This is a genomic window from Chryseobacterium jejuense (assembly GCF_900100075.1).
Classification (GTDB): Bacteria; Bacteroidota; Bacteroidia; order Flavobacteriales; family Weeksellaceae; genus Chryseobacterium; species Chryseobacterium jejuense.
This window is the reverse complement of sequence record NZ_FNEG01000002.1, coordinates 1-26,323: the sequence shown is the minus strand read 5'-3', so window position 1 is coordinate 26,323 and position 26,323 is coordinate 1. Positions and strand designations below refer to the sequence as shown.

The 26,323-nt window shown below is 35.9% G+C and carries 21 protein-coding genes and 1 riboswitch; of the genes, 19 read left to right on the top strand and 2 right to left on the bottom strand.

The features are described 5' to 3' along the window. Positions 1-6 precede the first annotated feature (6 nt). From BLS98_RS05705 to BLS98_RS05670, 8 genes are all read left to right on the top strand, one after another. On the top strand, positions 7-990 hold the full coding sequence (locus BLS98_RS05705; RefSeq protein WP_089734529.1) for a stage II sporulation protein M: 984 nt from the start codon (positions 7-9) through the stop codon (positions 988-990). Next, complete coding sequence (locus BLS98_RS05700; protein ID WP_089734527.1) at positions 974-1,936, top strand: DUF4013 domain-containing protein; 963 nt, start codon at positions 974-976, stop codon at positions 1,934-1,936. The genes BLS98_RS05705 and BLS98_RS05700 overlap by 17 nt, the downstream gene beginning before the upstream one ends. Then, positions 1,929-2,708 (top strand): DUF4129 domain-containing protein, encoded by a 780-nt coding sequence (locus BLS98_RS05695; protein WP_089734525.1) that lies wholly within the window; start codon positions 1,929-1,931, stop codon positions 2,706-2,708. The genes BLS98_RS05700 and BLS98_RS05695 overlap by 8 nt, the downstream gene beginning before the upstream one ends. Before the next feature lie 11 nt (positions 2,709-2,719). Further along, positions 2,720-3,877 (top strand): DUF4350 domain-containing protein, encoded by a 1,158-nt coding sequence (locus BLS98_RS05690; protein ID WP_089734523.1) that lies wholly within the window; start codon positions 2,720-2,722, stop codon positions 3,875-3,877. A gap of 65 nt (positions 3,878-3,942) precedes the next feature. Next, a complete protein-coding gene (locus BLS98_RS05685; protein WP_089734521.1) occupies positions 3,943-4,974 on the top strand; it encodes an AAA family ATPase in 1,032 nt (343 codons plus the stop codon). A 70-nt stretch (positions 4,975-5,044) separates the two neighbouring features. Beyond that, a complete protein-coding gene (locus BLS98_RS05680; protein ID WP_089734519.1) occupies positions 5,045-5,395 on the top strand; it encodes a four helix bundle protein in 351 nt (116 codons plus the stop codon). A gap of 67 nt (positions 5,396-5,462) precedes the next feature. Next, positions 5,463-6,785: a DUF58 domain-containing protein gene (locus BLS98_RS05675; RefSeq protein ID WP_089734517.1), complete on the top strand. Its 1,323-nt coding sequence runs from the start codon at positions 5,463-5,465 to the stop codon at positions 6,783-6,785. Positions 6,786-6,808: 23 nt separating this feature from the next. After that, on the top strand, positions 6,809-7,228 hold the full coding sequence (locus BLS98_RS05670) for an OsmC family protein (RefSeq protein ID WP_089734515.1): 420 nt from the start codon (positions 6,809-6,811) through the stop codon (positions 7,226-7,228). A 208-nt stretch (positions 7,229-7,436) separates the two neighbouring features. Here BLS98_RS05670 and BLS98_RS05665 read toward each other — a convergent pair whose 3' ends face one another. After that, positions 7,437-10,052 (bottom strand): MGH1-like glycoside hydrolase domain-containing protein, encoded by a 2,616-nt coding sequence (locus tag BLS98_RS05665; RefSeq protein ID WP_089734513.1) that lies wholly within the window; start codon positions 10,050-10,052, stop codon positions 7,437-7,439. 188 nt (positions 10,053-10,240) lie between these two features. Continuing rightward, positions 10,241-10,348, top strand: a riboswitch (SAM riboswitch). 60 nt (positions 10,349-10,408) lie between these two features. On the opposite strand from BLS98_RS05665, the gene BLS98_RS05660 reads away from it, so the two are divergent. The 8 genes from BLS98_RS05660 to metF all read left to right on the top strand — a co-directional run bounded on the left by BLS98_RS05660 (position 10,409) and on the right by metF (position 20,665). Beyond that, the gene (locus BLS98_RS05660) at positions 10,409-11,347 is read left to right on the top strand and encodes an alpha/beta fold hydrolase (RefSeq protein ID WP_089734512.1); all 939 of its coding nucleotides are present in this window, start codon (positions 10,409-10,411) and stop codon (positions 11,345-11,347) included. A 4-nt stretch (positions 11,348-11,351) separates the two neighbouring features. Then, on the top strand, positions 11,352-12,890 hold the full coding sequence (locus tag BLS98_RS05655; RefSeq protein WP_089734510.1) for an ACT domain-containing protein: 1,539 nt from the start codon (positions 11,352-11,354) through the stop codon (positions 12,888-12,890). Positions 12,891-13,076: 186 nt separating this feature from the next. Beyond that, positions 13,077-14,237, top strand: coding sequence for an O-succinylhomoserine sulfhydrylase (locus BLS98_RS05650; protein ID WP_089734508.1), 1,161 nt, complete (start codon positions 13,077-13,079; stop codon positions 14,235-14,237). Positions 14,238-14,342: 105 nt separating this feature from the next. Further along, the gene (locus BLS98_RS05645) at positions 14,343-15,353 is read left to right on the top strand and encodes a homocysteine S-methyltransferase family protein (RefSeq protein WP_089734506.1); all 1,011 of its coding nucleotides are present in this window, start codon (positions 14,343-14,345) and stop codon (positions 15,351-15,353) included. An 83-nt stretch (positions 15,354-15,436) separates the two neighbouring features. After that, positions 15,437-16,528: a fatty acid desaturase family protein gene (locus tag BLS98_RS05640; protein ID WP_089734504.1), complete on the top strand. Its 1,092-nt coding sequence runs from the start codon at positions 15,437-15,439 to the stop codon at positions 16,526-16,528. Position 16,529: 1 nt separating this feature from the next. Further along, entirely contained in the window at positions 16,530-19,196 is a 2,667-nt protein-coding gene (gene metH / locus BLS98_RS05635; protein WP_089734502.1) for a methionine synthase, read from the top strand. Positions 19,197-19,198: 2 nt separating this feature from the next. Continuing rightward, entirely contained in the window at positions 19,199-19,678 is a 480-nt protein-coding gene (locus BLS98_RS05630; RefSeq protein WP_089734500.1) for a hypothetical protein, read from the top strand. Positions 19,679-19,705: 27 nt separating this feature from the next. After that, positions 19,706-20,665, top strand: coding sequence for a methylenetetrahydrofolate reductase [NAD(P)H] (gene metF / locus BLS98_RS05625; RefSeq protein ID WP_089734499.1), 960 nt, complete (start codon positions 19,706-19,708; stop codon positions 20,663-20,665). Between the two features lie 278 nt (positions 20,666-20,943). Here metF and BLS98_RS05620 read toward each other — a convergent pair whose 3' ends face one another. Continuing rightward, entirely contained in the window at positions 20,944-22,095 is a 1,152-nt protein-coding gene (locus tag BLS98_RS05620; protein WP_089734497.1) for a hypothetical protein, read from the bottom strand. 187 nt (positions 22,096-22,282) lie between these two features. Here BLS98_RS05620 and folE point away from each other — a divergent pair, with 187 nt between their 5' ends. The 3 genes from folE to cysS all read left to right on the top strand — a co-directional run bounded on the left by folE (position 22,283) and on the right by cysS (position 24,974). Then, positions 22,283-22,948 (top strand): GTP cyclohydrolase I FolE, encoded by a 666-nt coding sequence (gene folE, locus BLS98_RS05615; protein WP_045490962.1) that lies wholly within the window; start codon positions 22,283-22,285, stop codon positions 22,946-22,948. Between the two features lie 4 nt (positions 22,949-22,952). Then, positions 22,953-23,384: a DinB family protein gene (locus BLS98_RS05610; RefSeq protein WP_089734495.1), complete on the top strand. Its 432-nt coding sequence runs from the start codon at positions 22,953-22,955 to the stop codon at positions 23,382-23,384. Positions 23,385-23,507: 123 nt separating this feature from the next. Next, positions 23,508-24,974: a cysteine--tRNA ligase gene (gene cysS / locus BLS98_RS05605; RefSeq protein ID WP_089734492.1), complete on the top strand. Its 1,467-nt coding sequence runs from the start codon at positions 23,508-23,510 to the stop codon at positions 24,972-24,974. Positions 24,975-26,323 lie beyond the last annotated feature (1,349 nt).

Below are 26,323 nucleotides of genomic sequence, written 5' to 3'. Positions count from 1 at the left end.
ACAATTATGAGAGAAGTTTATTTCATTAAACAAAATAAAGAAAAATGGTTGGGAATAGAACAGGTTATTGATGGGAAAATAAAAAAAAATCCTGATGACCTGTCTTCATTGTATATAAACCTGATCAATGATCTTTCTTTTGCTCAGACTTACTATCCTAAAAGTAATACTACTGTTTATCTGAATCACCTATCTTCCCAAATCTTTCAAAAGATTTATAAAACCAAAAGAGTAGAGGAAAACAGATTGGTGTATTTCTTTAAAACAGAGGTGCCGCTGCTGGTGTATCAGTATCGGAGATATTTACTGTATGCTTTTCTGTTTTTTGTTCTTTTTACTTCCATAGGAGTACTTTCAGCCATGTATGATAAAGATTTTGTAAATATTATTCTTGGAGAAAGCTATGTAAACGAAACCATCGAGAATATTAAAAAGAATAATGCAGTTGGAGTCTATCAGAGTGGAACAACTTGGGGAACAACGATTGGAATTATTTTCAACAATATCCAGGTAGGCGCTAAATTATACATATACGGAATTGCTGGCGGAGTGGGAACTCTATTTGCTTTGCTTTCCAACAGTGTAATGTTGGGATCTTTCCAGTACTTTTTCTATGATTATGGAGCATTAAAAGATAGTGCAAGAGGAATCTGGCTTCATGGTGTTTTTGAAATATTCGCCATGGTTGTGGAAGCTATGTGTGGATTAATTTTAGGAGCATCCATTCTGTTTCCAAGGACTCTTTCAAGATTTAATTCTTTTAAACAAGGATTTAAAGACTCTTTTAAAATATTTTTAAGCACTGTTCCTTTCACTATTTGTGCTGGAATTATCGAAGGGTATGTGACAAGGCATGCCTTAAAAATGCCTGTTATCCTGAATCTGATTATTATTCTGGGATCTCTGGCAGTGATAGGATTCTACTATTTTGTATATCCAGCTATTGTCAATAAAAAAACTAATAAACACACCAATGATACAATTTTATAAAAAAAGAGATTTTGGAACTTTCATCAGTGACAGTATCAACTTTTTCAAATTATATGGGAAAAATTATTTTAAAAACTACATTCTGATTAACGGTTTACTGTTGATTTTAATGGTAACAGTTTTTATTTTCGGATATAAAGAACTTTTTTCTCAAATTTTCGGCTCCAATCTGGGTGGAGATACTTATTATTTTGAAAGATATTTTTCAGAGAATGCCGGAATGCTGATTGGGGTAGGGGTTCTTACATTCCTGCTTTTTATGATCCTGGCGATTATCAATTATCTTTATCCTGTCTTTTATCTGAAAAGGGTTGCTAACGGAGTAAAGAGTATAAAGACGGATGAGATTTTAGGTGACTTTAAAGAAAACATAGGTAAAATTGCTAAGTTATGCCTTGGGATGACATTTATTGTAATTCCTTTATCATTATTTGTGGTAGGGTTCTCCTATCTTCTGATCTTTGTGCTTATCGGAATTTTCCTGGTTATGATTGTTTATCCTACATTATTTAATGTGATTACATTTCTGATGTATGATTATTTTAATTCAGACAGAGGTTTCATGGAAAGCCTGAGCCGTTCTATCCGTTCACAGTTTTCTTATCCTAACGGAAGTGAAAAATCACCTTTTTGGAAATATTGGGGAGCATCATTTGTGATGTTTATTATAATATCACTGGTCAGTTCTGTATTTACCTACATTCCGATGATCTTTTTCTATGGTTCGGTACTCACAACTACACCCGATGGAAATTTTGAGCAAAACCCTTTCACAGGTGCTTTTGGAATAGCATTTTTTGTGTTTTATGGGATTTCGATGCTGCTTTCATTCTTCCTTTCCAATCTGTTGTATGTGAATGCGGGATTGATGTATTATGACAGCAGAACAGACCTTCATCAGAAAGTAGAACTTGAGGAAATAGACACTATTGGAATTAATGAATAGGATTCTTTTTTTCATATTATTAGTTTTCTCCCTAAGCTTTGTTAATGCTCAGGAGGATGATTATACGGCAGATTCACTGTATACAACCGGGCATTACCATAATATGCTTCGGGCAGACTCTGTACTGGCAAAGAACCCTGTTTCAGAAAATACAGTGTATTCAAAGGAATTTAAGAAGAATGTTCCATCAAGATATAAAGGAAATGAATTTGATTATACCGTATCAAAACCCAGAGAATCTTTCTGGCAGAAACTGCTGAGAAAAGTTGACCGTATTTTCAGAAGTATTTTTGGAGAAACGGTTTTTGAAAAATCTTCTAAATTAACTGTAGCACTTGTGCGCCTTTTTGCGATAATTCTGGTAGGATTTCTTCTGTATTTTGTTATTAAATATATTGTCGGAAAAGACGGGAACTTTATTTTCGGAAAAAAGAATAAGAAGATGAATCTGAATGTAGAGGAACTCCATGAAAATATCCATGAAATCAATTTCCCTGAAAGTATTGCAAAATTTGAACATACAGGAGATTATCGTTCAGCAGTTCGTTACCAGTTCTTATTCATTCTTAAAAAATTAAGCGACAAAAAACTGATTAACTGGAATCCTGAAAAGACCAATAAAGACTATGTGGCAGAACTGAAAGCAGCCCATCTTAAAAATGAATTCTTTGATCTGTCATATATCTTCGATTATGTATGGTACGGAGAATTCAATATTGATGAAGAGAGCTATCAGAAATTTAAAAATCAATTCCAGGCATTTAAACCATAACCCCATTAACCATGAATAAGACTTTCAGAATATATGCTGTGATCTTCATCGTTGTGATGGTTATTTTGGCGTTGCTTGAAGTAAATAAAAAAGAGACTACAGACTGGCGTAAAAATTTTGATGTCGATCAAAAGTCTCCGTTTGGTCTTTTTGTATTTGATAATGAAGCTAAAGATCTTTTTAAAAATAATCTGAAGAAGATCAAGCAGACCCCTTACGAATATTACAATCAACATAAAAAAGACACCCATAATATTGTCATTATTGAAACTGAGATTGATACAGAATCTTGGAAAAAAATTATAGATCAGGTTTCAAAAGGCTCGGATGCCATGCTGGTGATAAGCCGCATGCCTAAAGACGTTTCAGACAGTATAGGGTTTTATGATTCAGAGATTTCTTTTGAAGAAGAAAATGTCCTTAAGCTTACGGATACAAAATATAAGAATGACTTCATTCAGCTGGATAAATTTCCATCAGGAAGAGGTTTTTCATTTATTAAACCCGGTGTAGAAGTATTGGGGAAAACTGTAGAGAAGAAAAATACAGATCAGGTTAACTTCATCAAAGTAAAATTCGGGAAAGGAAATTTCTACGTTCATAGCGAACCACTTTTCCTTACCAACTATTATCTGTTGAAACCCGGAAATGTAAAATATGCGCAGGATGTATTCTCTTATCTCCCGGATCGGGAAACGGTTTGGTTTGTAGAGAATAATTCCAATGCTTCCCGTTTTTTCATGAGATTTATATTGGGGAATCCGGCGCTGAAATATGCATGGTGGGTATTTCTGGGTGGGCTTGTTCTTTTTATTTTCTTTAATGCAAAAAGAAAACAGAGAATAGTACCTGTAATAGAACCATTGAGAAATACCTCACTGGATTTTGTGAAAAGCATCGGAAATCTCTATCTTCAGGAAGGCGATTTCCATGATATGATGGCGAAAAAAGCCCAATATTTCTTGAACAAAGTAAGATTAGACCTTCTGATTGACACTCAAAATATAGATGAAGAATTTGCCAAGAAGCTCCAGATGAAAACCGGAAAACCCATGGAAATGATTAATGAAGCAATCAGTCTTATCAAAAGAGCACAGGATCCATATGCTAGTGTAATGAAGGAAGACTTAGCAAGAATCAATAAATTATTAGACGAGATAGTAAAATAAGAGTCCCAACGGGACGATTTAGCCAAAGATAGAACGAAGTCCTATCAAACCAAAAAATAAAAATTATGGAAAATCCAGATAACTCAAACATAGAAAATCAAACCTCTATCAATCTCAATAAAAACGAAGATCAGTTCCAGTCGAGAATTGATATGATAGAGCTTCGTGCAAGCCTGGATAAGGTAAAAGCGGAAATAGGAAAAGTAATTGTAGGACAGGAAAACATGATAGAACATCTTCTGGCTGCTTTACTTTCAAACGGCCATGTTCTGATTGAAGGTGTTCCGGGAGTTGCTAAAACTATTACGGCAAAATTATTAGCCAAAACCATTGATGTAGGTTTCAGCAGAATTCAGTTTACACCGGATTTGATGCCTTCAGATATCCTGGGGACTTCAGTTTTCAGTGTGAAAAACTCTGAATTTGAATTTAAAAAAGGACCAATCTTCTCTAACTTTATACTGATTGATGAGATCAACAGATCACCAGCAAAAACTCAGGCTGCATTATTTGAAGTCATGGAAGAAAGACAGATCACAATGGATGGTACCCGTTATATTATGGAGGAACCATTTCTGGTGGTAGCTACCCAAAATCCAATAGAACATGAAGGAACATACAGACTTCCTGAAGCGCAGCTAGACCGTTTCTTGTTCAAAATTAACGTAGGTTATCCGAATCTTGAGCAGGAAATCGCGATCATTAAAAATCAGCACGAAAGTAAAAAAGAAGATAAAACAGAAGGGATAAACCATGTTATTACAGCAGAACAATTGAAATCTTACCAGCATTTGGTAAAAGAAATCATTGTAGAGTCCCAGTTGATGGAATATATTGCAAAAATTATTATCAACACCAGAGAAAATCAGTTCTTGTATTTGGGGGCTTCACCAAGAGCTTCACTGGCACTTCTTACTGCTTCCAAAGCTTTTGCAGCATTAAGAGGAAGAGACTTTGTTACACCTGAAGATATCAAGGAGGCAAGTTATGCCGTATTAAGACACAGAGTAATTGTTTCTCCGGAAAGAGAAATGGAAGGGCTTACTGCAGATGAAATTATCCGTCAAATCTTAGAAGGAATAGAAATTCCTAGATAGGTAGTAGATAATAGGTAGAAGGTGGCAGTAGATAAAGTATATGGTTTAATTAAAGTACAAAATATTACATATGGCAAATTTTAAAGATCTTTTAGTTTGGCAGAAGTCTATTGATTTTGTTACTGAAATTTATAGAATTACAGAAGTCTTTCCTAAGAATGAAGTCTATGGATTAATATCACAGATCAGAAGGGCTGCAGTTTCTATACCCTCCAATATTGCTGAGGGAAATTCAAGAAGAAGTAAACTGGATTATCTACAGTTTTTAAAAATATCAAGAGGGAGCCGTGCAGAAGTAGAAACACAATTAATAATTTCAAAAAATCTCAAATTTTTAAATGAAGAAGATTATTTAAAATTAAATCAGGAAATTATTGAAATAATGAAAATGTTGAATGGCTTAATTAGCTCACTACAATAATAATGATTTACATAAAGTGAATGAGCACGTACCTAAAACCTATAATCTGCGACCTGCAACCTAAACAATGAAAAACTTATACATCAATACCCGTTTCTTCTTTACGCTCATTGGAGTGGGGATCCTGTATGTTCTGGCGTTTTTCTTTCCAGTACTGATGTGGGCAGCCCACATTGTATTGCTGATATGTTTTCTTGCCGTTATGGTAGATTATTTGCTGATATTTAATCAGAAAAATGCTGTACAGGCGCAAAGAATATTACCGGAAAAATTGTCCAATGGAGATGAGAATTTTGTAAAGATTGATATTAAAAATAATTACAATTTTAAAATCACGACGAAGGTCATTGATGAAATACCGTTTCAGTTCCAGAAAAGAGATTTTTTAATTGAAAAAATGATTAATCCTGGGACAAATACTTTCTTTCAATATAGCTTAGAACCTAAAGAAAGAGGAGAATATCATTTTGGAAGCTTGAATGTTTATGCTTCATCACCATTAGGGTTTGTTGCCAAAAGATTCAGTTTTCAGAAAGATGCCATGTTGCCGTCTTATCCGTCTTTTATTCATCTCAGAAAATATGAGTTGATGGCGTTGCAGAGTGAGTTTCTGTTAGGCGGAATCAAAAAGGTAAGAAAGCTTGGGCATACGATGGAATTTGAACAGATCAAAGAGTATGTTCCGGGAGATGACATCAGAACCATCAACTGGAAAGCAACTTCGAAGGCCAACCGTTTGATGGTAAACCAATTTCAGGACGAAAAATCACAGCGTATTTTCATGCTGATTGATAAAGGAAGAACCATGAAGATGCCTTTCAAAGGATTGAGTCTTTTAGATTATTCCATCAACGCAACCATGGCTTTGTCTCATATTATTTTAAGAAAAGGAGACAGGGCAGGAATGATGACCTTTTCCAAAAAAGCAGAAAATAAAATTGCTGCTGAGAATAAATCTGGACAGCTTAAGAAAATATCAGAGTCGCTTTATAATGTTAAAACCGATTTCTTTGAAAGTGATTTCAATAGATTGTATCAGGATGTAAAATATTCTATCAATCAAAGAAGCTTGATTTTGCTGTTTACTAACTTTGAAACATTAGACGGATTAAACCGTCAATTAAAATATCTTCGCGGAATTGCTAAAAACCACCTGTTGGTAGTAGTTTTCTTCAAAAACTCGGAACTGCAGACACTCATCAATAAGAACCCTGAAAGTATGCAGGAAATCTATGACGAAATTGTTGCTGAAAAATTTGAATTTGAAAAGAAACTAATTATTCAGGAACTCCGCAAATACGGAATTTATACAGTATATACACTTCCTGAGAATTTGAACATCGATGTTATCAATAAATATTTAGAGATAAAAGCCAGAGGAATTTTATAATTTTGCAGGAATAATAAGCAACAATGAAAATAACACTTAATAGAATCAACGACGACTTTTTATTTGAATGTACAAACGGACAGGGGAACTCTATCCTTTTAGACAATACTTCACAACCTGGAGCTAAAGGAGTTTCTCCAATGGAAAGTGTTCTGATGGCAGTAGCAGGATGCAGCGGAATAGACGTAGTTTCTATTTTAAAGAAGCAACGTCAGGAAATTAAAAGTTTTCAGGCAGAAGTAGAAGGAGAGAGAGTTCAGGTAGAGGATGCAAAACCTTTCAAATCCATTAAAGTAAAATTCCTTTTAGAAGGAGAAATTGATCCTAAAAAAGCCTTGAAAGCTGCAGAATTATCTTTCGAAAAATATTGTTCTGTATCAAAAACGTTAGAACCAAACGTAGAAATCGGATACGAAGTATTCGTTAACGGAGAAAAAATTTAAAACTATAGATGAGGCTTTCAAGCCTCATTTTTTATTTAGCCACTAATGCACTAATGTTTTAATAATATACTATCCTATAAAAAATAGGTATATAGGCTTTATGTGAACAAATAATTCGTGAATTCGTTGCAAAAAAAATAGTGTACAAAAAAGAAACCGGATGAAACATCCGGTTTTTTATTACTCATTACCTATTACTGATTACTCATTAGAAGGTAAGTCTTGGTTTTATCAATTTAGCCACAGTGGCTGTCCATCCTGTTTGATGAGAAGCACCTACACCACGACCGTTATCTCCATGGAAGTATTCAAAGAATGTGATATAGTCTCTAAAATGCTCATCATAATTGAACTTCGGATTTCCACCATTGAAGGCACGTTGCCCATGTTCATCTTTTAAGAAAATAGAACAAAGTCTTTTACTGATATTTTGAGCCACTTCATCCAGGTTTTTTTTATCCCCACTTCCGGTTGGAAACTCTACTTTCAGACTGTTTCCGTAATAATAATGAAAACGTTGTAAACTTTCCACGATGAGGAAGTTAATAGGAAACCAGATGGGTCCACGCCAGTTGCTGTTTCCACCAAACATTCGGCTGTCGCTTTCTGCCGGAGTATAATACACAACATTTTCATGACCATGAACAGAGAATACAAAAGGATTTTCTTCATATACCTTAGACATGGCCCGGATTCCATAAGAACTTAAAAATTCTTTTTCATCCAGCATTCTTGTTAAAACCTTAGTTAATCTGTTTTTGCGGAGAATACTCATCAGGTGTTTTCTGCCTTGCCCTTCCTCGTCCCAATGAGAAACCAATTTGGTGAGTTCCGGTTTATTTTTTAAGATCCATTCCATTCGGGTTTTAAAATTCGGCATCTTTTCCAGAAGTCTGTGATCTACGATTTCTACAGCAAACAAAGGAATTAATCCAACAATACTTCTCAATCGTAAAGAAACACTATTTCCGTTTCCGAGTTGGAGAACATCATAGAAAAATCCATCTTCCTCATTCCATAAACCTTTTGTTCCTTCTCCCAGATTTTCCATGGCTTCTGCGATATAAAGATAATGTTCAAAGAATTTGATAGCCATATCTTCATACACTTGGTAATATTGGGCAAGTTCCATGGCAATCCGCATCATATTCAGGGCATACATGGCCATCCAGCTTGTTCCGTCTGCCTGTTCAAGATGTTGGCCATCCTCTAAAACAGTATTTCGGTCAAAAGCTCCGATATTATCCAGCCCAAGGAAGCCGCCTCCGAAAATATTCTTTCCGTTTTTATCCTTTCGGTTGACCCACCATGTGAAATTCAGAAGAAGCTTTTGGAATACTTTTTCAAGAAATAATAAATCTGGCTTTCCATTGTTTTTTTCATCAATCTTAAAAACCCTGAAGCAAGACCACGCATGTACAGGCGGATTCACATCACTCATATTCCACTCATAGGCTGGCAGCTGTCCGTTAGGATGCATATACCATTCTTTAGTCAGAAGTAAGAGCTGTCCTTTAGCAAATTCCGCATCAATGATAGACAAAGGAACACAGTGAAAAGCTAGATCCCAGGTTGCATACCATGGATATTCCCATTTATCAGGCATGGAAATAATATCTTTATTATGAAGATGGTTCCATTCTGTATTTCTTACATAATCATGAAAATTTCTTGGAGCTTCAAAGTTCGGATCCCCTTTCAGCCATTTTCCGATATTGTAATGGTAGAACTGTTTATTCCAAAGAAGTCCTGCAAAAGCCTGTCTTTGAACGTTTCTTTCATCTTCATTGGTTGTATCATTTTGAACTTCATTATAAAATTCCTCTGCTTCAGCCTTTCTGGTCTCGAAGATTCCATCAAAATTATCAAATGGCTCATCGCTTTCATCAGGACATAGCCTGAATTCAAAGACCTGAGATTGTCCGGCTCCAATTAATTCATCGATTAAAAAAGAAGCTTTAGTTCCTCTTTTCTCGGGATTTACCGTATTGCTGCGGTGAATAATATAATCATTGATTCCATCTTTAAAGTAAGTGTTTTCTGCCTGAGGAGCTCCATAAAGCTTGGGAGTATTGGTTTCATTGTCACAGAATACACTTTCAGCGTTCCCATTTCTTGAATAAAACTTCTTGATGGATATACTATCGTGCTCAATAGTAATACTTCCGTCATGCGAAGCATTCATTTCAGCTTTATAAGTATTGTATCCCCATTTCCAGTTATTTCTGAACCATGTGGTAGGTGCAACCACAATAGGTGCATCATATTGACTTCGGTTGCAAACGGTTACTCTTACCAGGATATCATTGTGATCGGCTTTACAGTATTCAATAAAAATATCAAAATAGGCATCGTTGTCAAAAATTCCTGTGTCAAAAATTTCATATTCCGGCTCCTGTTTGCTGCGGCTTCCGTTTACTGCAACAAGTTCATCATAAGGAAATTGATTGATAGGATATTTATAAACCATTTTCATATAGCTATGAGTAGGCGTATTATCCAGATAATAGAAAATTTCTTTGATGTCTTCACCATGGTTTCCCTGTGGATTGCTCAATCCAAAGAAACGCTCTTTAACAATTTTATCCCTTTTATTCCAGAACGAAAGGGCAAAGCAGAACAGCTGCTTTACATCAGAAATTCCTGCAATACCTTCTTCACCCCAACGGTAGGTATAGCTTTCCGCGTTATTATGATTGGTGTAATTCCACGCATTCCCGTCCGGGCTGTAATCTTCCCGTACATTTCCCCATTGCCGGTTGCTTACATAAGGTCCCCAGTTTTTCCATTTGGTATCTTGTAATCTTTCTTTTTCGGCGATCATATTTCATCATTTTTCAATACGAAGTTAGTTTTTTTGTAAAATAATTCCAATTCATTTTATCTGAATAATAATTAATATGCCTTTGAAATACTTGTGTTTAAGGGCTTTTTTAAATATTAAATTAATTTTTTTTTGATTTTAAAAGAAAAGAACTACCTTTGCACTATTCGTTCATTCAAATATTGAAAATGTTATCAAGAAAGGTTGAGGGATTAGACCCTATGAAACCTTAGCAACCCTTTGCGCAAGCAAAGAAGGTGCTACGTTCTACCAAAGTAATTTTGGACAGATAACTTACTGAAGTTCTTTTCAGCCATTTCCTGTGGCATTTTCAATTGTATTAAAATTTAATAGAATTGAAAACAGAACTAAACTATATTAATCTTTCGTATCAAACCAGTTCCCAAAAGGAATACAATATCTCGTTGAGCTATGAGCTTTTCGGGAAAGACCTGTTTACAGCTCCTATCATTTTAATTAATCATGCCCTTACCGGAAATTCAAACGTATCCGGAGAAAAAGGCTGGTGGAAACAATTGGTAGGTGAAAATCAGATCGTTGATACCAATACATATACTGTTCTGTGCTTCAACATTCCCGGAAACGGATACGATCATTTTTTAATTGAAAATTATGAAGACTTCACCCCTTCAGATATAGCCAATATATTTCTGAAAGGATTAGAAGCTTTACATATTACAAACCTATACTCCATTATTGGAGGCTCCCTCGGCGGAGGAATTGCGTGGGAAATGTTAGCAAAACAACCCAAGCTGGCAGAAATTTTTATTCCCATTGCCTGTGATTACAGAACTCATGATTGGCTTCATGCACAATGTCTGGTTCAGAAATTTTTATTGAATGATAAAGATGAGCCATTACAAAAAGCAAGAATCCATGCCATGTTGTGCTATAGAACTCCGGAATCACTTAATGAAAGATTTCAAAATAAATACAATCAGGAGAAACAACGCCTGGAATCAGAAGATTGGCTGGTTTATCACGGTAATGCATTAAACGAAAGGTTTAGTTTGCAAGCCTATAAACTGATGAATCATTTGCTGATGAATATAAATACTGATGAAACAGCTCTGGAGAGAATAGAAGCACGAATGCACATGATCTCCGTAGATACAGATTTATTCTTCCCGGCTTCTGAAATCCGAATGTGTTTTGAAAAGCTGAAAAAGAAAAAGGAGAATATCTCTTATCACGAGATCCAATCTATGCACGGGCATGATGCCTTCCTAATGGAATATCAACAATTAAATAATATCATAAAAAACATTTTATAGAGTCATGAAAAATGCCAACGAAATAAAATTTTTAAAGAACAGATCAATTGTCAAATTTGAAGGAGAAGATTTCTTAGGAGAAATCGGAATTGACGGACGAATTTTTAAAGCGCTTACTTTAGCGCGTATCAGTGTGGGAGTAATTTCTCAGCAAGCAGTAGAAAATGGAATTTCTATTTTAGTACACGAAAACGATGCTGAAACAGCAGTAGCTTGTCTTATTGATGAATTTGAAGCAGAGAGAAAGTCAGGAAAAGTATCTCAAATATATAGTATCAACAATGTTTCTGTTATTGGTTTTGTAGCAGAAGACTCCAATAAAGTCTTTGCAGAGCTGGCGAGAAACAATGTTTTCCCATTGCTTTTAAACAAAGTTGCTGGTGAAAACAGAGTAAACATTGTAGTCACTTCTTCGCAGGATGAAAAAACAAAAAACATCATAGAGTCTGAAATCTTCAAAAAGCCGAAGACCGTTCATCTTGCCATTATTGGTCATGGAAATGTAGGGAAAACATTAATTGAACAGGTTTTAGAATCTTCAGAAGAGATTAAAAGACGTAAAAAAATAGACCTTAAAGTAGTTGCAGTAGCCAATTCAAAGAAGATTGCATTTAACAAAAAAGGCTTTGACGCCAACTGGCCTGATGAGGTTTTAACAGCAGAACAGCCATCCAACGTAGAAGAGCTGATCAATTTTTCCAATGAAAACCAACTGGAAAATCTAATTGTTGTAGATAACACGGCAAGCAAGGATTTTGTGAAGAACTACCATGCATTAGCTGAAAACGGATTCGACCTGGTTTCTTCCAACAAAATTTTCAACACTCTTCCTATTGAAGAATACCGTAAACTAAGATATACGTTGAGCAAAAACAACAGACGTTATCTGTATGAAACCAATGTAGGAGCAGGTCTTCCGTTAATTGATACCATCAAATTATTACACCTTTCGGGAGAAAATATCACAAGAATTAAAGGAGTGTTCTCCGGAACATTAAGCTATGTTTTCAACAATTTTTCTTTAAGAGATGAAAAATTCTCAACAATTGTGAATGAAGCTTTGGAAAAAGGATACACAGAACCGGATCCAAGAGAAGACCTATCCGGAAATGATGTGGCAAGAAAACTATTGATCCTGGCAAGAGAATTAGATCTAATCAATGAATTTGAAGATATCAACATTCAAAATCTGGTTCCGGAAAATCTATTGTCAGTTTCAAAATCAGAGTTCCTTTCAAGATTAGAAGAACTGGATGATGAATACCAGAAGATCAAAGAAAATCAGGAGCCTGGTCACGTATTACGTTATGTGGGAGACCTGCACGGAAACTTACAGGAAGAAAAAGGAAAGCTTGATGTAAAACTGATTTCTGTACCGGGAAGTTCTGCGCTAGGACAACTGAAAGGTTCAGATTCCATCTTTGAGATCTACACAGAAAGTTATGGTGAAAATCCAATTGTAATTATGGGAGCCGGAGCCGGAGCAAAGGTAACAGCAAGAGGAGTATTCGGTGACATTTTAAGACTAAGTGAAACAAAATAAATCAATTCAACAATCTATCAAATGATATCAATCCCGAAGGGATGATTTAGCCAAGGATAGAATAGAATTCTATCAAACATAATCACATCGCATTTATAAAAATGTACCCATTTTAAAACAAATGCACCGTGATTAAACATTGGAACAAGCATCATAAAGATACATTGTAATATCAATTAAAACTATATGGAAAATTTCGAAACATCAGCAATAAGAACCCAAACGGAGAGATCTCAGTTTGATGAGCATTCCACACCACTATATCTTACCTCCAGCTTTATTTTTCAGGATGCCGAAGATATGAGAGCAAGTTTTGCTGAAGAAAAACCTAAAAACCTGTACAGCCGTTTCTCTAACCCGAATGTAACTGAATTTACTGAAAAGATCGCCAAAATGGAAGGTGCAGAAGCAGGATATGCCTTTGCAACAGGAATGGCAGCCATCTATTCTACATTTGCAGCTTTGTTAAGTGCAGGAGATCATATTGTAAGCTGTCAGTCGGTTTTCGGATCTACTCACACTTTATTCACAAAATATTTCCCGAAATGGAATATTGAAACTACCTATTTCAAAGCAGAAGACGCTGAGAATGTAGAACAGTATATAAAACCCAATACAAAGATCTTATACCTAGAAACGCCTACCAATCCTGCGATTGAAATTCTGGATCTTGAGTTTTTCGGTCAGATTGCAAAGAAACATAACTTAATATTTATTGTAGATAATTGTTTTGCAACACCTTATCTTCAGCAGCCTATTAAATATGGTGCAGATGTTGTTGTACATTCTGCAACGAAACTGATTGACGGACAGGGAAGAGTATTAGGCGGAATCGCAGTAGGAAAAGAAGACCTGATCAGAGAAATCTATCTTTTTGCAAGAAATACTGGGCCTGCTTTGTCTCCATTTAATGCATGGGTATTGTCAAAAAGTTTGGAGACATTGGCAATCCGTGTTGAAAAACACTGTGAAAATGCATTGAAGGTAGCCGAGTTTTTAGAAAGTCACCCTAATGTAGAACTCGTAAAATATCCGTTCCTGAAATCCCATCAGAGCTATGAAGTAGCCAAAAAACAGATGAAGCTTGGTGGAAACATTGTTGCTTTTGAAATAAAGGGTGGCATAGAAGGGGGAAGAAGCTTCTTAGATAAGATCCAAATGTGTTCACTTTCTGCAAACTTAGGGGATACAAGAACGATTGTAACCCACCCGGCATCTACCACACACTCTAAACTGTCAGACGAAGAAAGAAACGAGGTAGGAATTACAGCAGGATTAGTTCGTTGTTCAGTAGGTTTAGAAAACGTAGACGACATTATCGCAGACCTAAAACAAGCCTTAGATTAACCACAAAGAGCCCCAACGGGGCGATTTAACCAAAGATAGAACGAAGTACTATCAACCCCTATCAACCCCAAACCTATCAGTCTCACTCAACAACTATAAAAAGAGATGACAAATATAGAATCACTAAACAAAGCCCTCAAAGAACGTATCCTGGTACTGGACGGTGCTATGGGAACCATGCTTCAGCGTTACAAGTTCGAAGAAGAAGATTACCGTGGCGAGCGTTTCAAAGACTGGGAACATCCGGTAAAAGGGAATAATGACCTGCTTTCTTTGACACAGCCTCAGGCCATTGAAGAAGTACATAAGAAGTACCTTGAAGCAGGAGCGGATATTCTTGAAACCAATACATTCTCCGGAACTACTATTGCAATGGCAGATTATCATATGGAGGAACTTGTGTATGAGCTGAATTACGAGTCAGCAAAAATTGCCAGAAAAGCCTGTGATGAATACACTGCGAAAAATCCGGATAAACCGAGATTCGTTGCAGGATCTATCGGACCAACCAATAGAACGGCAAGTTTAAGCCCTGATGTGAATGATCCTGGATACAGAGCCATTACTTTTGAAGAACTGAGAGTCGCTTACAAACAACAATGTGAAGCTTTATTAGACGGTGGTTCAGATATTCTATTGGTAGAAACCATCTTTGATACATTGAATGCTAAAGCTGCTCTTTTTGCTATTGATGAACTTCAGGAGGAAAGAGGAATAAAAATTCCGATTATGGTTTCAGGAACCATTACCGATGCATCAGGAAGAACATTGAGCGGACAGACAGCAGAAGCCTTTTTGATCTCTGTTTCCCACTTGAATTTATTAAGCGTCGGCTTTAACTGCGCATTAGGAGCAGATCAGCTGACTCCTTATCTGGAAACATTGGCTCATAATTCAGAATTCTACGTTTCGGCATATCCAAATGCCGGATTACCGAATGCCTTTGGAAAATATGATGAGACACCTGAGGATATGGCGAGACAGATCAAGGAATATGTGGAAAAAGGATTGATTAATATTATCGGAGGATGTTGTGGAACTACTCCGGAACATATCAAGGCCATTGCCGAGCTGGTCGAAAAATATGACCCAAGAAAATTGAGAAAATTTGTATGATTTGATAGATTTTTTTAATTAAAATCAAGAATAAAGACTCGGTTATAAATATTATCTTTAAGTAAACCACAAACTTTAATATAATGGAAAAGCCGAGTTACTTAAAAGATTCAGAGGATGCCAAGCTGTTCAATGAACTAAGAAAGAAAGTAAACCAACGGGTAGAAGCTATTCCTGAAAACAGGGACGTTTATATTAAGATTAAAGCGGTAATTCTCCCCTTGATCTATGTAGGTTTATATTTTTTCGCTGTATTGAATGCAGAAAAACATTGGGTCTATATTCTGAGTTTTGTTTTAATGGGAATTTCTTTGGTTTTAATTTATTTAAATCTAATCCATGAAGCAGCCCATAACAACATCTTTAAAAGTAAAAGACTGAATGGAGTGGTGCTTCACATTTTTGATTTTATAGGAGCCAATTCCTATATCTGGAAGAAAAGACATATCGCAAGTCACCATGCTTATCCCAATGTGGATGGCTGGGACACCGATATTGAGCAGAGTGGTTTGCTATTAATAGTGCCTTGGATTAAGGCAAAAGGAGTACAGAAGTATCAGCATAGGTTTTTCTTTTTGGTATATCCGTTGTACTTGTTCAACTGGATGTTCATAAGAGATTTCAGAGACTTCTTTGATAAGGAAAGAGTGATTTTGAAAACTCAGGGAAGAATACCTGTTGTGGAGAAAGTAAAAATGGTGAGTTATAAGCTGTTTTACTTTTTTTATCAGATTGTAGTTCCTGTAGTGTTCTTTAAAGTATCAATCGGTTTAGCTTTAGGAGCTTGGTTTTTACAGGTGATTGCAGCAAGCATTTTTGCACTGTTTGTTTTATTGCCCTTGCATCCGCTTCCTGATAATGCTTTTCCAAGATTGAATAAAGATAACGGGCTTCCATTCAGCTGGCTTCGTCATCAATTGGAAGTAACCAATGATTTAGAAGAAAACAATTGGTTGGTAAGAAATGTATTAGGAAATTTTAATTTCCATGTGGCTCATCACCTTTTTCCCAATTACAGCTATATGTATTACAATGAGATCACGGAGGAGATAGAAGAATTTGCTAAAGAACATGGCTTGGCATACAAAAGATTTCCACTGTTCACCGCTTTAGGCAAGCACAGGGATTTATTAAGGCAGAATGCAAATAATGCCTACTATATTTTAGAAGAATAAAATGAAATATTTAAGATTATCAGGCCTTGAGCCTCTTATCATAACGCCGGAAAGTAATTTCATCAACGTTGGTGAAAGAACTAATGTTGCCGGTTCCAAAAAGTTTTTAAGACTCATCAAAGAGGAGAAATTCTCTGAAGCCTTAGACATTGCCCGCCATCAGGTAGAAGGAGGTGCCCAGATTTTGGATGTTAACTTTGATGATGGTTTGATTGATGGAAAAGCATCTATGATTAAATTTCTGAACTTAATTGCTTCAGAACCGGATATTGCAAGAATCCCGATCATGGTAGACTCTTCCAAATGGGAAATTCTGGAAGCAGGTCTTCAGGTAGCACAAGGAAAGTGTGTGGTAAACTCCATCAGCTTAAAAGAAGGTGAAGAAGAATTTATCAAACACGCCAAAGCGATCAAAAGATATGGAGCTGCAGTAATTGTAATGGCATTTGATGAGGTAGGGCAGGCCGACAGTTTTGACCGAAGAATTGAAATTTCAAAACGGTCTTATGATATTTTGGTGAACCAGCTTGGCTTCCCGGCAGAAGATATCATTTTCGACTTAAATATTTTCCCAGTAGCAACGGGAATGGATGAGCATAGAAGGAATGCCATCGATTTTATTGAAGCTACACGTTGGGTAAGACAAAATCTTCCGTATGCATCTGTGAGTGGCGGAGTAAGCAACGTTTCCTTTTCATTCCGTGGAAATGATACCGTAAGAGAAGCCATGCACTCCGTATTTCTTTACCATGCCATTCAGGCCGGAATGAATATCGGTATTGTAAACCCTGCCATGCTGGAAGTTTATGATGAGATTAATAAAGAATTGCTGGGACTTGTAGAAGATGTAATCCTTGATAAGCGAGAAGATGCCACAGAAAGACTTCTTGATTATTCAGAAAAACATAAATCAGTCAAAAAAGAAAAAACGGAAGATCTGGAATGGAGAAACAATCCATTACAGGAAAGAATTACCTATGCTCTGGTAAAAGGAATTGACCGTTTTATTGAAGAAGATGTAGAAGAAGCCAGACAAGTAGCTGCAAAACCACTTCACGTTATTGAAATTAATCTGATGACCGGAATGGGAGTAGTAGGAGACTTATTCGGAAGCGGAAAAATGTTCCTGCCACAGGTAGTGAAATCGGCAAGAGTAATGAAAAAAGCTGTTGCTTACTTACAACCGTATATTGAAGCAGAAAAAGACGGATCAAGACCGGCTAACGGGAAAATCCTGATGGCTACAGTAAAAGGAGATGTTCACGATATTGGAAAGAACATTGTAAGTGTAGTTTTAGGTTGTAACAACTATGAAATTGTTGACCTTGGCGTAATGGTTCCTGCTGAAAAGATCATTCAGACTGCCATTGCAGAAAAAGTAGATGTAATTGGATTAAGTGGATTGATTACCCCAAGTTTGGATGAAATGGTGTACATCGCTTCAGAATTAGAAAGACAGAATTTAGATTTTCCTTTATTAATTGGTGGTGCTACCACTTCAAAAGCACATACCGCAGTGAAAATCGATTTAAAATATAAAAATGCAGTCGTTCACGTTAATGATGCTTCAAGAGCTGTAAACGTGGTAAGTTCATTATTAGGAGACAGAAATAAAGAATATGTTTCTGATTTGAAAAACGATTACTCAGATTTTAGAGAAAAGTTCCTGAACAGACAGGTGGATAAAGATTATGTTTCCATTGAAGAAGCAAGAGAAAATAAGTTCAAAATAGACTGGGAAAACGAAAACATTTTCACACCGAACAATTTAGGGATCACTGTAGTTGAAAATCAGGACCTGAGAGAACTATTACCTTTCATCGACTGGTCTCCATTCTTCAGAAGCTGGGATCTTCACGGGAAATACCCGAATATCTTAGAAGATGAGGTTGTGGGAGTACAGGCGAAGGAATTGTTCAAAGATGCTCAAGTTATTTTAAACAGAATCCTGGATGAAAAGTTATTAACAGCAAAAGCAATCTTTGGAATTTTCAAAGCCAACTCCAACGAATCCGATGATATTTTGATTTTTGATGAGAATAATAATGAGCAGGCTAAGTTTTTAACCCTAAGACAGCAGGCTCAAAGATCAAAAGGAAAAGATTATCTGGCATTAAGCGACTTTATTGCCCCACAAAGTACAGGGAAAACTGATTATATGGGCGCTTTCTGTGTAACTACAGGTTTCGGAACTGATGAATTAGCAGAAGAATATGAAAAAGCCAATGATGACTACAATGCCATCATGGTAAAAGCTCTGGCAGACCGTTTTGCAGAAGCTTATGCCGAATTTTTACATAAAAAAGTAAGAACAGAATATTGGGGGTATGCCGTTCAGGAAGAATTAAGTAATGAAGAATTAATTGCAGAAAAATATAAGGGAATCCGTCCGGCACCGGGGTATCCGGCTTGCCCAGACCATTTGGAAAAACATGCAATCTGGGATTTATTGAAGGTTGAAGAAAATATCGGAGTTTATTTGACGGAAAGTCTGGCAATGTTCCCAACAGCAGCTGTTTCAGGATATTATTTCGGAAGCCCCCATGCAAAATATTTCGGACTGGGAAAAATTGCAGAAGACCAATTAAAAGAATACTCGGAGAGAAAGGGAATTTCTTTACAAGAAGCAAAGAAGTGGTTGTCTCCCAATTTAGCAGATGGAATATAAATATGAAAAGTGCAATCCTCATTTTGTTTTTATTGATAAACATTTTTGCTTATGGGCAGAAATGTAATTATCAGACTGCTGTAAATACTGAAAACTTAAAACAAACAGGTCGGTTTAAATTATTGATTAAAAACAATGATGAAAAATCTTTCAAAATCAGCAAAGAGCTTAATCTTTGTAATATGAGATTAGAGAAATTCGAATTTTATAATGAAGAGACTCAGACTTTTGAAGCAGCCCATATGCCGAAAAAAGATATTGATTGTTTTACTTATAGTAGTAAAGCTATAAATCTCAAGCCAAGTCAAACCTACATTTATGATATAAATATTAAATCTGATTTTGAAGTACTACAAAGCAACAAGTTCTTTGAAACTTTCAATGATAGAAAATACAGATTTAAATTAACTTTTTCATTAGGCTCTTATGATAGATGCAGAGGATCTAACACCTTAATAACAGATTGGATTTATAAAAACTAATGAAATTTTAGGTAATAAAAATTAAAAATGAAGATAACAGAACACATTAAAAACGCAAATGGAAAAACCCTATTCTCCTTAGAAGTGGTTCCGCCACAAAAGGGGATTGGTATTGAAGATCTGTACACGAACATAGATCCGTTGATGGAATTCAAACCACCATTCATTGATGTTACCACGTCAAGAGAAGAATATATCTATCTGGATAAAGGAAATGGATTGATGGAGCGTCGTATCACAAGAATGCGCCCGGGAACATTGGGAATTTGTGCTGCCATTCAGCATAAATATAATGTGGATACCGTTCCACACCTTTTATGTGGTGGTTTTACCAAAGAAGAAACAGAATATCTTTTGGTAGATTGTATGTATCTTGGTATTGATAATGTGATGGCTTTAAGAGGAGACGCCATGAAAGGACATCAGTATTTTGAACCCACTCAGGGCGGACATGCAAGTGCGATGGATCTTGTGAATCAGATTAACAATCTGGGGAGAGGAAAATACCTTCACAACGAAGAACAGGTTTGTGATGAACTGAATAAATTCTGCATTGGAGTAGCTGGATACCCTGAAAAACACATGGAAGCCCCATCTATGAATTACGACCTGAAATGGCTGAAGCAAAAAGTAGATGCCGGAGCAGATTATATTGTAACTCAAATGTTTTTTGACAATAAAAAGTATATTGAATTCGTTCAGAAAGCAAGAGAGATGGGAATTACCGTTCCAATCATTCCAGGGATTAAACCAATTGCCACCAAAAAACACCTGAAAATCTTACCGCAGGTATTCAAAATAGACCTTCCGGAAGAGTTGATCAATGAAGTGGAGAATGCAAAAAATAATGAAGCTGTTAAGCAGATCGGGATAGAGTGGGCCATTGCCCAATGCAAAGAATTGCTGGATTTTGGAGTTCCTGTTCTGCACTTTTACTCAATGGGGAAAAGCGATAATATAAAAAAAGTAGCTGGTGAGCTATTCTAATAAAAGTACCAAAAATGAAGAACCCCTGTCTTAAACGGCAGGGTTTTTATTTTTATAATCTGATACAGAAATTTTTTCTTAAAGATAAAACTAGTTTGAAAAAGCCGTAGGCTACACACCTGCTTAGAAAGAATCAATGGAGTTGATTCCATCTTTGCTCCCTCAAAACTACAACAGCAAGCTAATAAAAACTTTGCGCCAAATAATACACAGCTCCCAGAAAAAAGCAAACTGAATCTTTAGGTAATCAAAAATATCAATACCTTCCATCTTCCTAACTAAAGAATTGGATGTCTTTCAAATTCTTTATTCCGATCAAATAAATATCGATAAGTTGCAAGCCTCCTGGTTACAGTAGTATCAAGAGTTTCCGCAATCTTAATCATCTTTGGATTAAAATCACCAATCCACTGAAGTTCCGTAATCGTAAAATCTGTATGTTTTCTCAAATGTTGAGTCCCTTCCCAGATCATATAGCCGTCAATCCCTTTCCTCTGCCATTCCGGAACAACACCGAAAACAAGACCAACCATTTTTTCATTCTTTTTAAAACGTTTTAAAAACAAGAACTTAAGCTTTTGAAAAACTCCAAACTTTCCGTTGAGGTATTTAAACCACTGGTTGAGGTCCGGAAGATTGATCCACATGGCGATAGGTTGATCATTCTCATACACAAACCATGAAATATGTTCATTCATAATAGGCTTCATGGTATTGAACATTTTCAGAACCTTGGCTTCTTCCAGTTGTTTTCCCTCTCCGTGAGCAGCCCATGCTTTATTATAAACCTCTGTAAAATCCTTCGCAAACTTAGGCAAGTTATTCTTTTTCATAGGTTGAGCAGAAATTGCTGGATTCCTTCTGTTTTTCTCGTGAGCAATGGTAAAAATGCGTGAAACTTCGGCAAATACCGGTCTGGTAAAACAAAGCTGTTCAAAATAGATCTTCAGCCCATAATTTTCAAAAAGATCTTTATAGTAAGGGAAATTATAGTTCATTCCATACAAAGGCTCTATAAAACCTTCAATTAAAAGCCCCCAGAATTTATCCCGCTCTCCAAAGTTGATAGGACCATCCATGGCTTCCATCCCTTTTTCCTGAAGCCAGTTTTTACAGTGGTCAAAAATGAAATTAGCCGTTTCCTGATGATTGATACAGTCAAAAAATCCAAATCCGCCGGTAGGTTGCTTCTGTTCATAACAATTGTTGATGAAAACTGCTACTTTTCCAACCGTCTTATTCTCTTTTTTAAATAGAAACCTTTTACATTCTCCACTCTTGAAGAACTTGTTTTTTTTTGGATCAAAAATCTCCTCAATATGCTTATCTAATGGGCGGATATAATTTTTGTCGTGTTGATAAAGTTGTGCGGGAAATTCCAGAAATTCCCTTTTGTGGTCTTTGCTTTGTACTTCTTCAACAATAATCATATAGTTTTTAATCAGAGTAGGTTATAAAAGATAATATTTTCATCCAGCTGAAATCTCCGTGATTGAAAAGTATTCAATAACCATAGATATCATAGAGGTTCCCATCAATCCAAAAAATGAATAAAAACTTTTCGGAAAAAATAGATGAAACAATATTATCCGTATTTTTGCTGCAAATTAAATAAAAATGGTTGATTTTACTGATAACGACGATGATATTTTCACTGGAAAAGAACATACGCCTATAAGGGAAGATGCTTTTGATAAATCGCCACAGGAAAAAATTGAAAAAATTACTGAGCTTTTTGGAGAAATTATGGAAACATTAGGACTGGATATGACTGATGATTCCCTGAAAGACTCACCAAAGCGTGTTGCCAAAATGTATGTGAACGAGATTTTCGGAGGTCTTCTTCCCGAAAACAAACCGGGTATCTCTACATTTTCCAATAAATATAAATACCGTCAGATGTTGGTGGAAAAAGATATCACCGTATATTCTTTTTGTGAACACCACTTTTTACCGATTATAGGAAGAGCACACGTTGCTTATATCTCAAACGGAGAAGTAATTGGTCTTTCAAAAATTAACAGAATTGTGGATTACTATGCAAAAAGACCACAGGTTCAGGAAAGACTAACAATGCAGATTGTAGAAGCTCTGAAAGAAGCTTTAGGAACAAAAAATGTAGCATGTATCATTGATGCAAAACACCTTTGTGTAAACTGTAGAGGAATTAAAGATACAGCAAGTTCAACCATTACGGCAGAATTAAGCGGAATCTTCAGAACAAACCCTATTACAAGACAGGAATTCTTACATTATGTAGGAAGCCATGCAAAATTAGACTAATTCAATGAACTATCAGATCCTTAAAAATATTGTAGATGCCGAGGTTCAGAGGTTTCAGACAATCTCTGCGGAAGACTGGGAATATAAAGCCAGTCCGGAAAAATGGTCCAAAAAAGAAATTATTGGCCACCTTTGTGACAGTGCTTTTACAAATATCCGTAGATTTGTAGTCACTCAATATAAAGAGAACGAGAATATCGTATACGATCAGAACATTTGGGTGAAAGCCCAGAACTATCAGAATGTTCCAGTTTCCGAATTAATTAATCTTTGGAAAGCGTTGAATTATCAGGTTGTTCATGTTGTAGAAAATATTCCCGATGACGCATTGCAAAGAACTTGTGATACTACTAAAACTGAACTTCAGAGGTTTACGTTAGAGTTTATCATTAAGGATTATGTAGATCATTTGCAGCATCATTTAAAAGCGATTTAATTATGATAAAATTTAAAAAAGTTTCCCATAAAATTTTTATCACCACGATTATTTGTTGTGACAGATTTTTATTTTAACTAATTTTTGAATCTTAAAACTATTGAATCTTTTAATAAAAAATAAATGCAACTAAAAATATACAACTCGCTTACAGCGGAAAAAGAAATATTCAAACCCATCTTAGAAGGAAATGTAGGAATGTATGTCTGCGGACCTACAGTGTACAGCAACGTGCATTTGGGAAATGTAAGAACTTTCCTTTCTTTCGATTTTATCTACCGTACCCTAATGCATTTAGGATATAAAGTAAGATATGTAAGAAACATTACGGATGCCGGTCACCTTACTGATGACGGTGATGTAAATAACGACAGATTCGTTAAACAAACCCGTCTTGAAAAATTAGAACCAATGGAGATCGTACAAAAGTACACAGTTGATTTCCACAAAGTGCTTGAGATGTTTAATTTGCTTCCACCAAATATCGAACCTACAGCTACAGGGCATATTGTAGAGCAGATTGAGCTTACTCAAAAATTAATAGATACAGGTTTTGCCTACGAAAGTAACGGTTCCGTATACTTTGATGTATTGGAATACAATAAAAGAGGATTGAACTATGGTGAACTTTCAAAACGTAATATAGAAGAACTTTTTGCAAATACCCGTGATCTTGATGGACAAGGCGAGAAGAAGAATCCACAGGATTTCGCTCTTTGGAAAAAAGCATCTCCCGCTCACATCATGAGATGGAACTCTCCTTGGGGAGAAGGTTTCCCGGGATGGCATCTTGAATGTACTGCGATGAGTACTAAATATTTAGGTGAAACTTTTGATATCCACGGGGGAGGAATGGATTTAAAATTCCCTCACCACGAATGTGAAATTGCTCAAGGAAAAGCTTGCAACGGAGCAGCGCCGGTACATTACTGGATGCATGCCAATATGTTGACGATGAATTCTCAACGTATGAGTAAATCTACAGGGAACTATATCCTTCCAATGCAGTTGGTAACAGGAGATAATGACTTCTTTGAAAAGTCTTTCCACCCGTCAATTGTACGTTTCTGCTTCCTGCAGGCACATTACAGAAGTGTGTTAGATATTTCTAATGATGCGATGATTGCCAGCGAAAAAGGATTCATCAGATTAATGGAAGCTGTGAAAGTATTGAATTCCATTACTCCTGATGATAATAAACAGTCAGAATTCAGCCTTACAGAATGGAAGAACAAATGTTATGAGGCATTAACAGATGATTTCAACTCTCCAATTCTAATCGCTCATTTATTTGAAGCTGTAAAATACATTTTTGCTTTAAATGATGGCAAAGAAACGATCTCAACAGCAGATTTTGAAGATTTAAAGTCAACATTAAATGCCTTTATCTTTGATGTCTTGGGATTACAAGCTGTAGAGGAAAATAATAATGAAAAGCTGGATCAAACCCTAAAAGTTTTAATCGAACTTAGAAATCAGGCAAGAAAATCCAAAAACTTCGAACTTTCAGACCAGATCAGAGATAAACTGCTTGCTGAAGGCATCGAATTAAAAGACGGAAGAGACGGAACATCCTACGTTCTGAACTAAAAATACAAACTTCGGTTTTACAATCATTCCGTAAGAATCCAATATACAGGACTCTTACGGAATTTTTTTTATCCACTTTTGAAAAGGCTCTTACTCAAATAGAGATTCTGTAGTCCCCTCGATGTATTTATTCTCTATTCTTCACCTTTTCTTTCCAATATTCCACCTTGCTATTTTTCTCTCTTCTTTTAATTTCATACTCTCGAGCCCTCGGACTTTCAAACACTATAATTTTTCAGGAGCTTAATCCCGCTATCCACTCATACTCCTCGCACCATTGCCCTCCAACGCTCAAATCCTTTCTCTTACCAACCCATGCTGCGGGGTAACCGTTTCTATCGGGGCTAGGGTAGGGGACCTGAATTATATAATAAGTAATGAGTAATGAGTAATGAGTAATGAGTAATGAGTAATGAGTAATGAGTGGCGGGGAATATAGAATATAGAATAGAGAATAGAGAATAGAGAATAGAGAATAGGGTGGCATTAATTAGTAATATTAAGCCTTATCCATAATGAATGTCTCCCATCATTCCCTTCCTTTGGAGGGGTGTCAAAAATTCAAAGAATTTTTGACGGGGTGGTTATCCAATTATTTCCGCTCCTCTGTGCAAATCTGCGCGATCTGCGGGAAAATAAAAAAATATAGATTCCACACTATTTTTATAGCAGCTTCTCAATAATAGAATCCTCCATAATAAGCATTCTATTATTGAGTCCCTTCATCTTTCATCCTGTTTTGTGTAATCTTTGTTATCCTGTAAGAATTTCACCAACGCTCAGCAACGTATTATTAAAAAAGACTTTAATTATTCTTTCCAAACCACTAGAAGTCCATCAATAGAAACGGGCTTTAGCCCGTTTACATTAAAAAAAGCCTTTTCCTCCGGCTTTAGCCCAAACCTATATCAGCCTAACGACTCACATCATATATATTATATAGTAACATATCTATTATATATAGGTATAAAACCCTATTCTATCCCTCTCAAAACGACATTCCATACCTTTTAAAAAACAATTCCACTCTTGTGGATAAGTGTTAATAACTACATAAATATAAATATATCAATAGGTTAAATATGGGACTTACTCACAATTGGTATAGCAATGTAAACTTTATGTTAAATAGATTTGCGTGGTATGGTATAAGTGTCTATCTTTGCCCCACTGAAAAACGAAAGAGATTCAGTAAGCGCAGGAGAGCTTTTAGATAAGCAAGGAACATTTATTCTACTAAAGGAAACGGACGAAAAAAAGCTTTTAAATTTTATCGAATAAAATTTGCGAGTTAAAATAAAGTTCTTATCTTTGCAGTCCCAATTAAGGGAGCGCAGAAGTAGATGGAT

Bases quoted from the DNA above. Each gene is read 5' to 3' on its own strand.
- BLS98_RS05690 (WP_089734523.1), top strand. From the start codon at position 2,720: ATGAATAAGACTTTCAGAATATATGCTGTGATCTTCATCGTTGTGATG.
- BLS98_RS05610 (WP_089734495.1), top strand. From the start codon at position 22,953: ATGAACTATCAGATCCTTAAAAATATTGTAGATGCCGAGGTTCAGAGG.
- BLS98_RS05670 (WP_089734515.1), top strand. From the start codon at position 6,809: ATGAAAATAACACTTAATAGAATCAACGACGACTTTTTATTTGAATGT.
- BLS98_RS05630 (WP_089734500.1), top strand. From the start codon at position 19,199: ATGAAAAGTGCAATCCTCATTTTGTTTTTATTGATAAACATTTTTGCT.
- BLS98_RS05665 (WP_089734513.1), bottom strand. From the start codon at position 10,052: ATGATCGCCGAAAAAGAAAGATTACAAGATACCAAATGGAAAAACTGG.
- BLS98_RS05640 (WP_089734504.1), top strand. From the start codon at position 15,437: ATGGAAAAGCCGAGTTACTTAAAAGATTCAGAGGATGCCAAGCTGTTC.
- BLS98_RS05685 (WP_089734521.1), top strand. From the start codon at position 3,943: ATGGAAAATCCAGATAACTCAAACATAGAAAATCAAACCTCTATCAAT.
- metH (WP_089734502.1), top strand. From the start codon at position 16,530: ATGAAATATTTAAGATTATCAGGCCTTGAGCCTCTTATCATAACGCCG.
- BLS98_RS05645 (WP_089734506.1), top strand. From the start codon at position 14,343: ATGACAAATATAGAATCACTAAACAAAGCCCTCAAAGAACGTATCCTG.
- BLS98_RS05675 (WP_089734517.1), top strand. From the start codon at position 5,463: ATGAAAAACTTATACATCAATACCCGTTTCTTCTTTACGCTCATTGGA.
- BLS98_RS05695 (WP_089734525.1), top strand. From the start codon at position 1,929: ATGAATAGGATTCTTTTTTTCATATTATTAGTTTTCTCCCTAAGCTTT.
- BLS98_RS05680 (WP_089734519.1), top strand. From the start codon at position 5,045: ATGGCAAATTTTAAAGATCTTTTAGTTTGGCAGAAGTCTATTGATTTT.
- cysS (WP_089734492.1), top strand. From the start codon at position 23,508: ATGCAACTAAAAATATACAACTCGCTTACAGCGGAAAAAGAAATATTC.
- BLS98_RS05650 (WP_089734508.1), top strand. From the start codon at position 13,077: ATGGAAAATTTCGAAACATCAGCAATAAGAACCCAAACGGAGAGATCT.
- BLS98_RS05620 (WP_089734497.1), bottom strand. From the start codon at position 22,095: ATGATTATTGTTGAAGAAGTACAAAGCAAAGACCACAAAAGGGAATTT.
- BLS98_RS05700 (WP_089734527.1), top strand. From the start codon at position 974: ATGATACAATTTTATAAAAAAAGAGATTTTGGAACTTTCATCAGTGAC.
- BLS98_RS05655 (WP_089734510.1), top strand. From the start codon at position 11,352: ATGAAAAATGCCAACGAAATAAAATTTTTAAAGAACAGATCAATTGTC.
- BLS98_RS05705 (WP_089734529.1), top strand. From the start codon at position 7: ATGAGAGAAGTTTATTTCATTAAACAAAATAAAGAAAAATGGTTGGGA.
- metF (WP_089734499.1), top strand. From the start codon at position 19,706: ATGAAGATAACAGAACACATTAAAAACGCAAATGGAAAAACCCTATTC.
- folE (WP_045490962.1), top strand. From the start codon at position 22,283: ATGGTTGATTTTACTGATAACGACGATGATATTTTCACTGGAAAAGAA.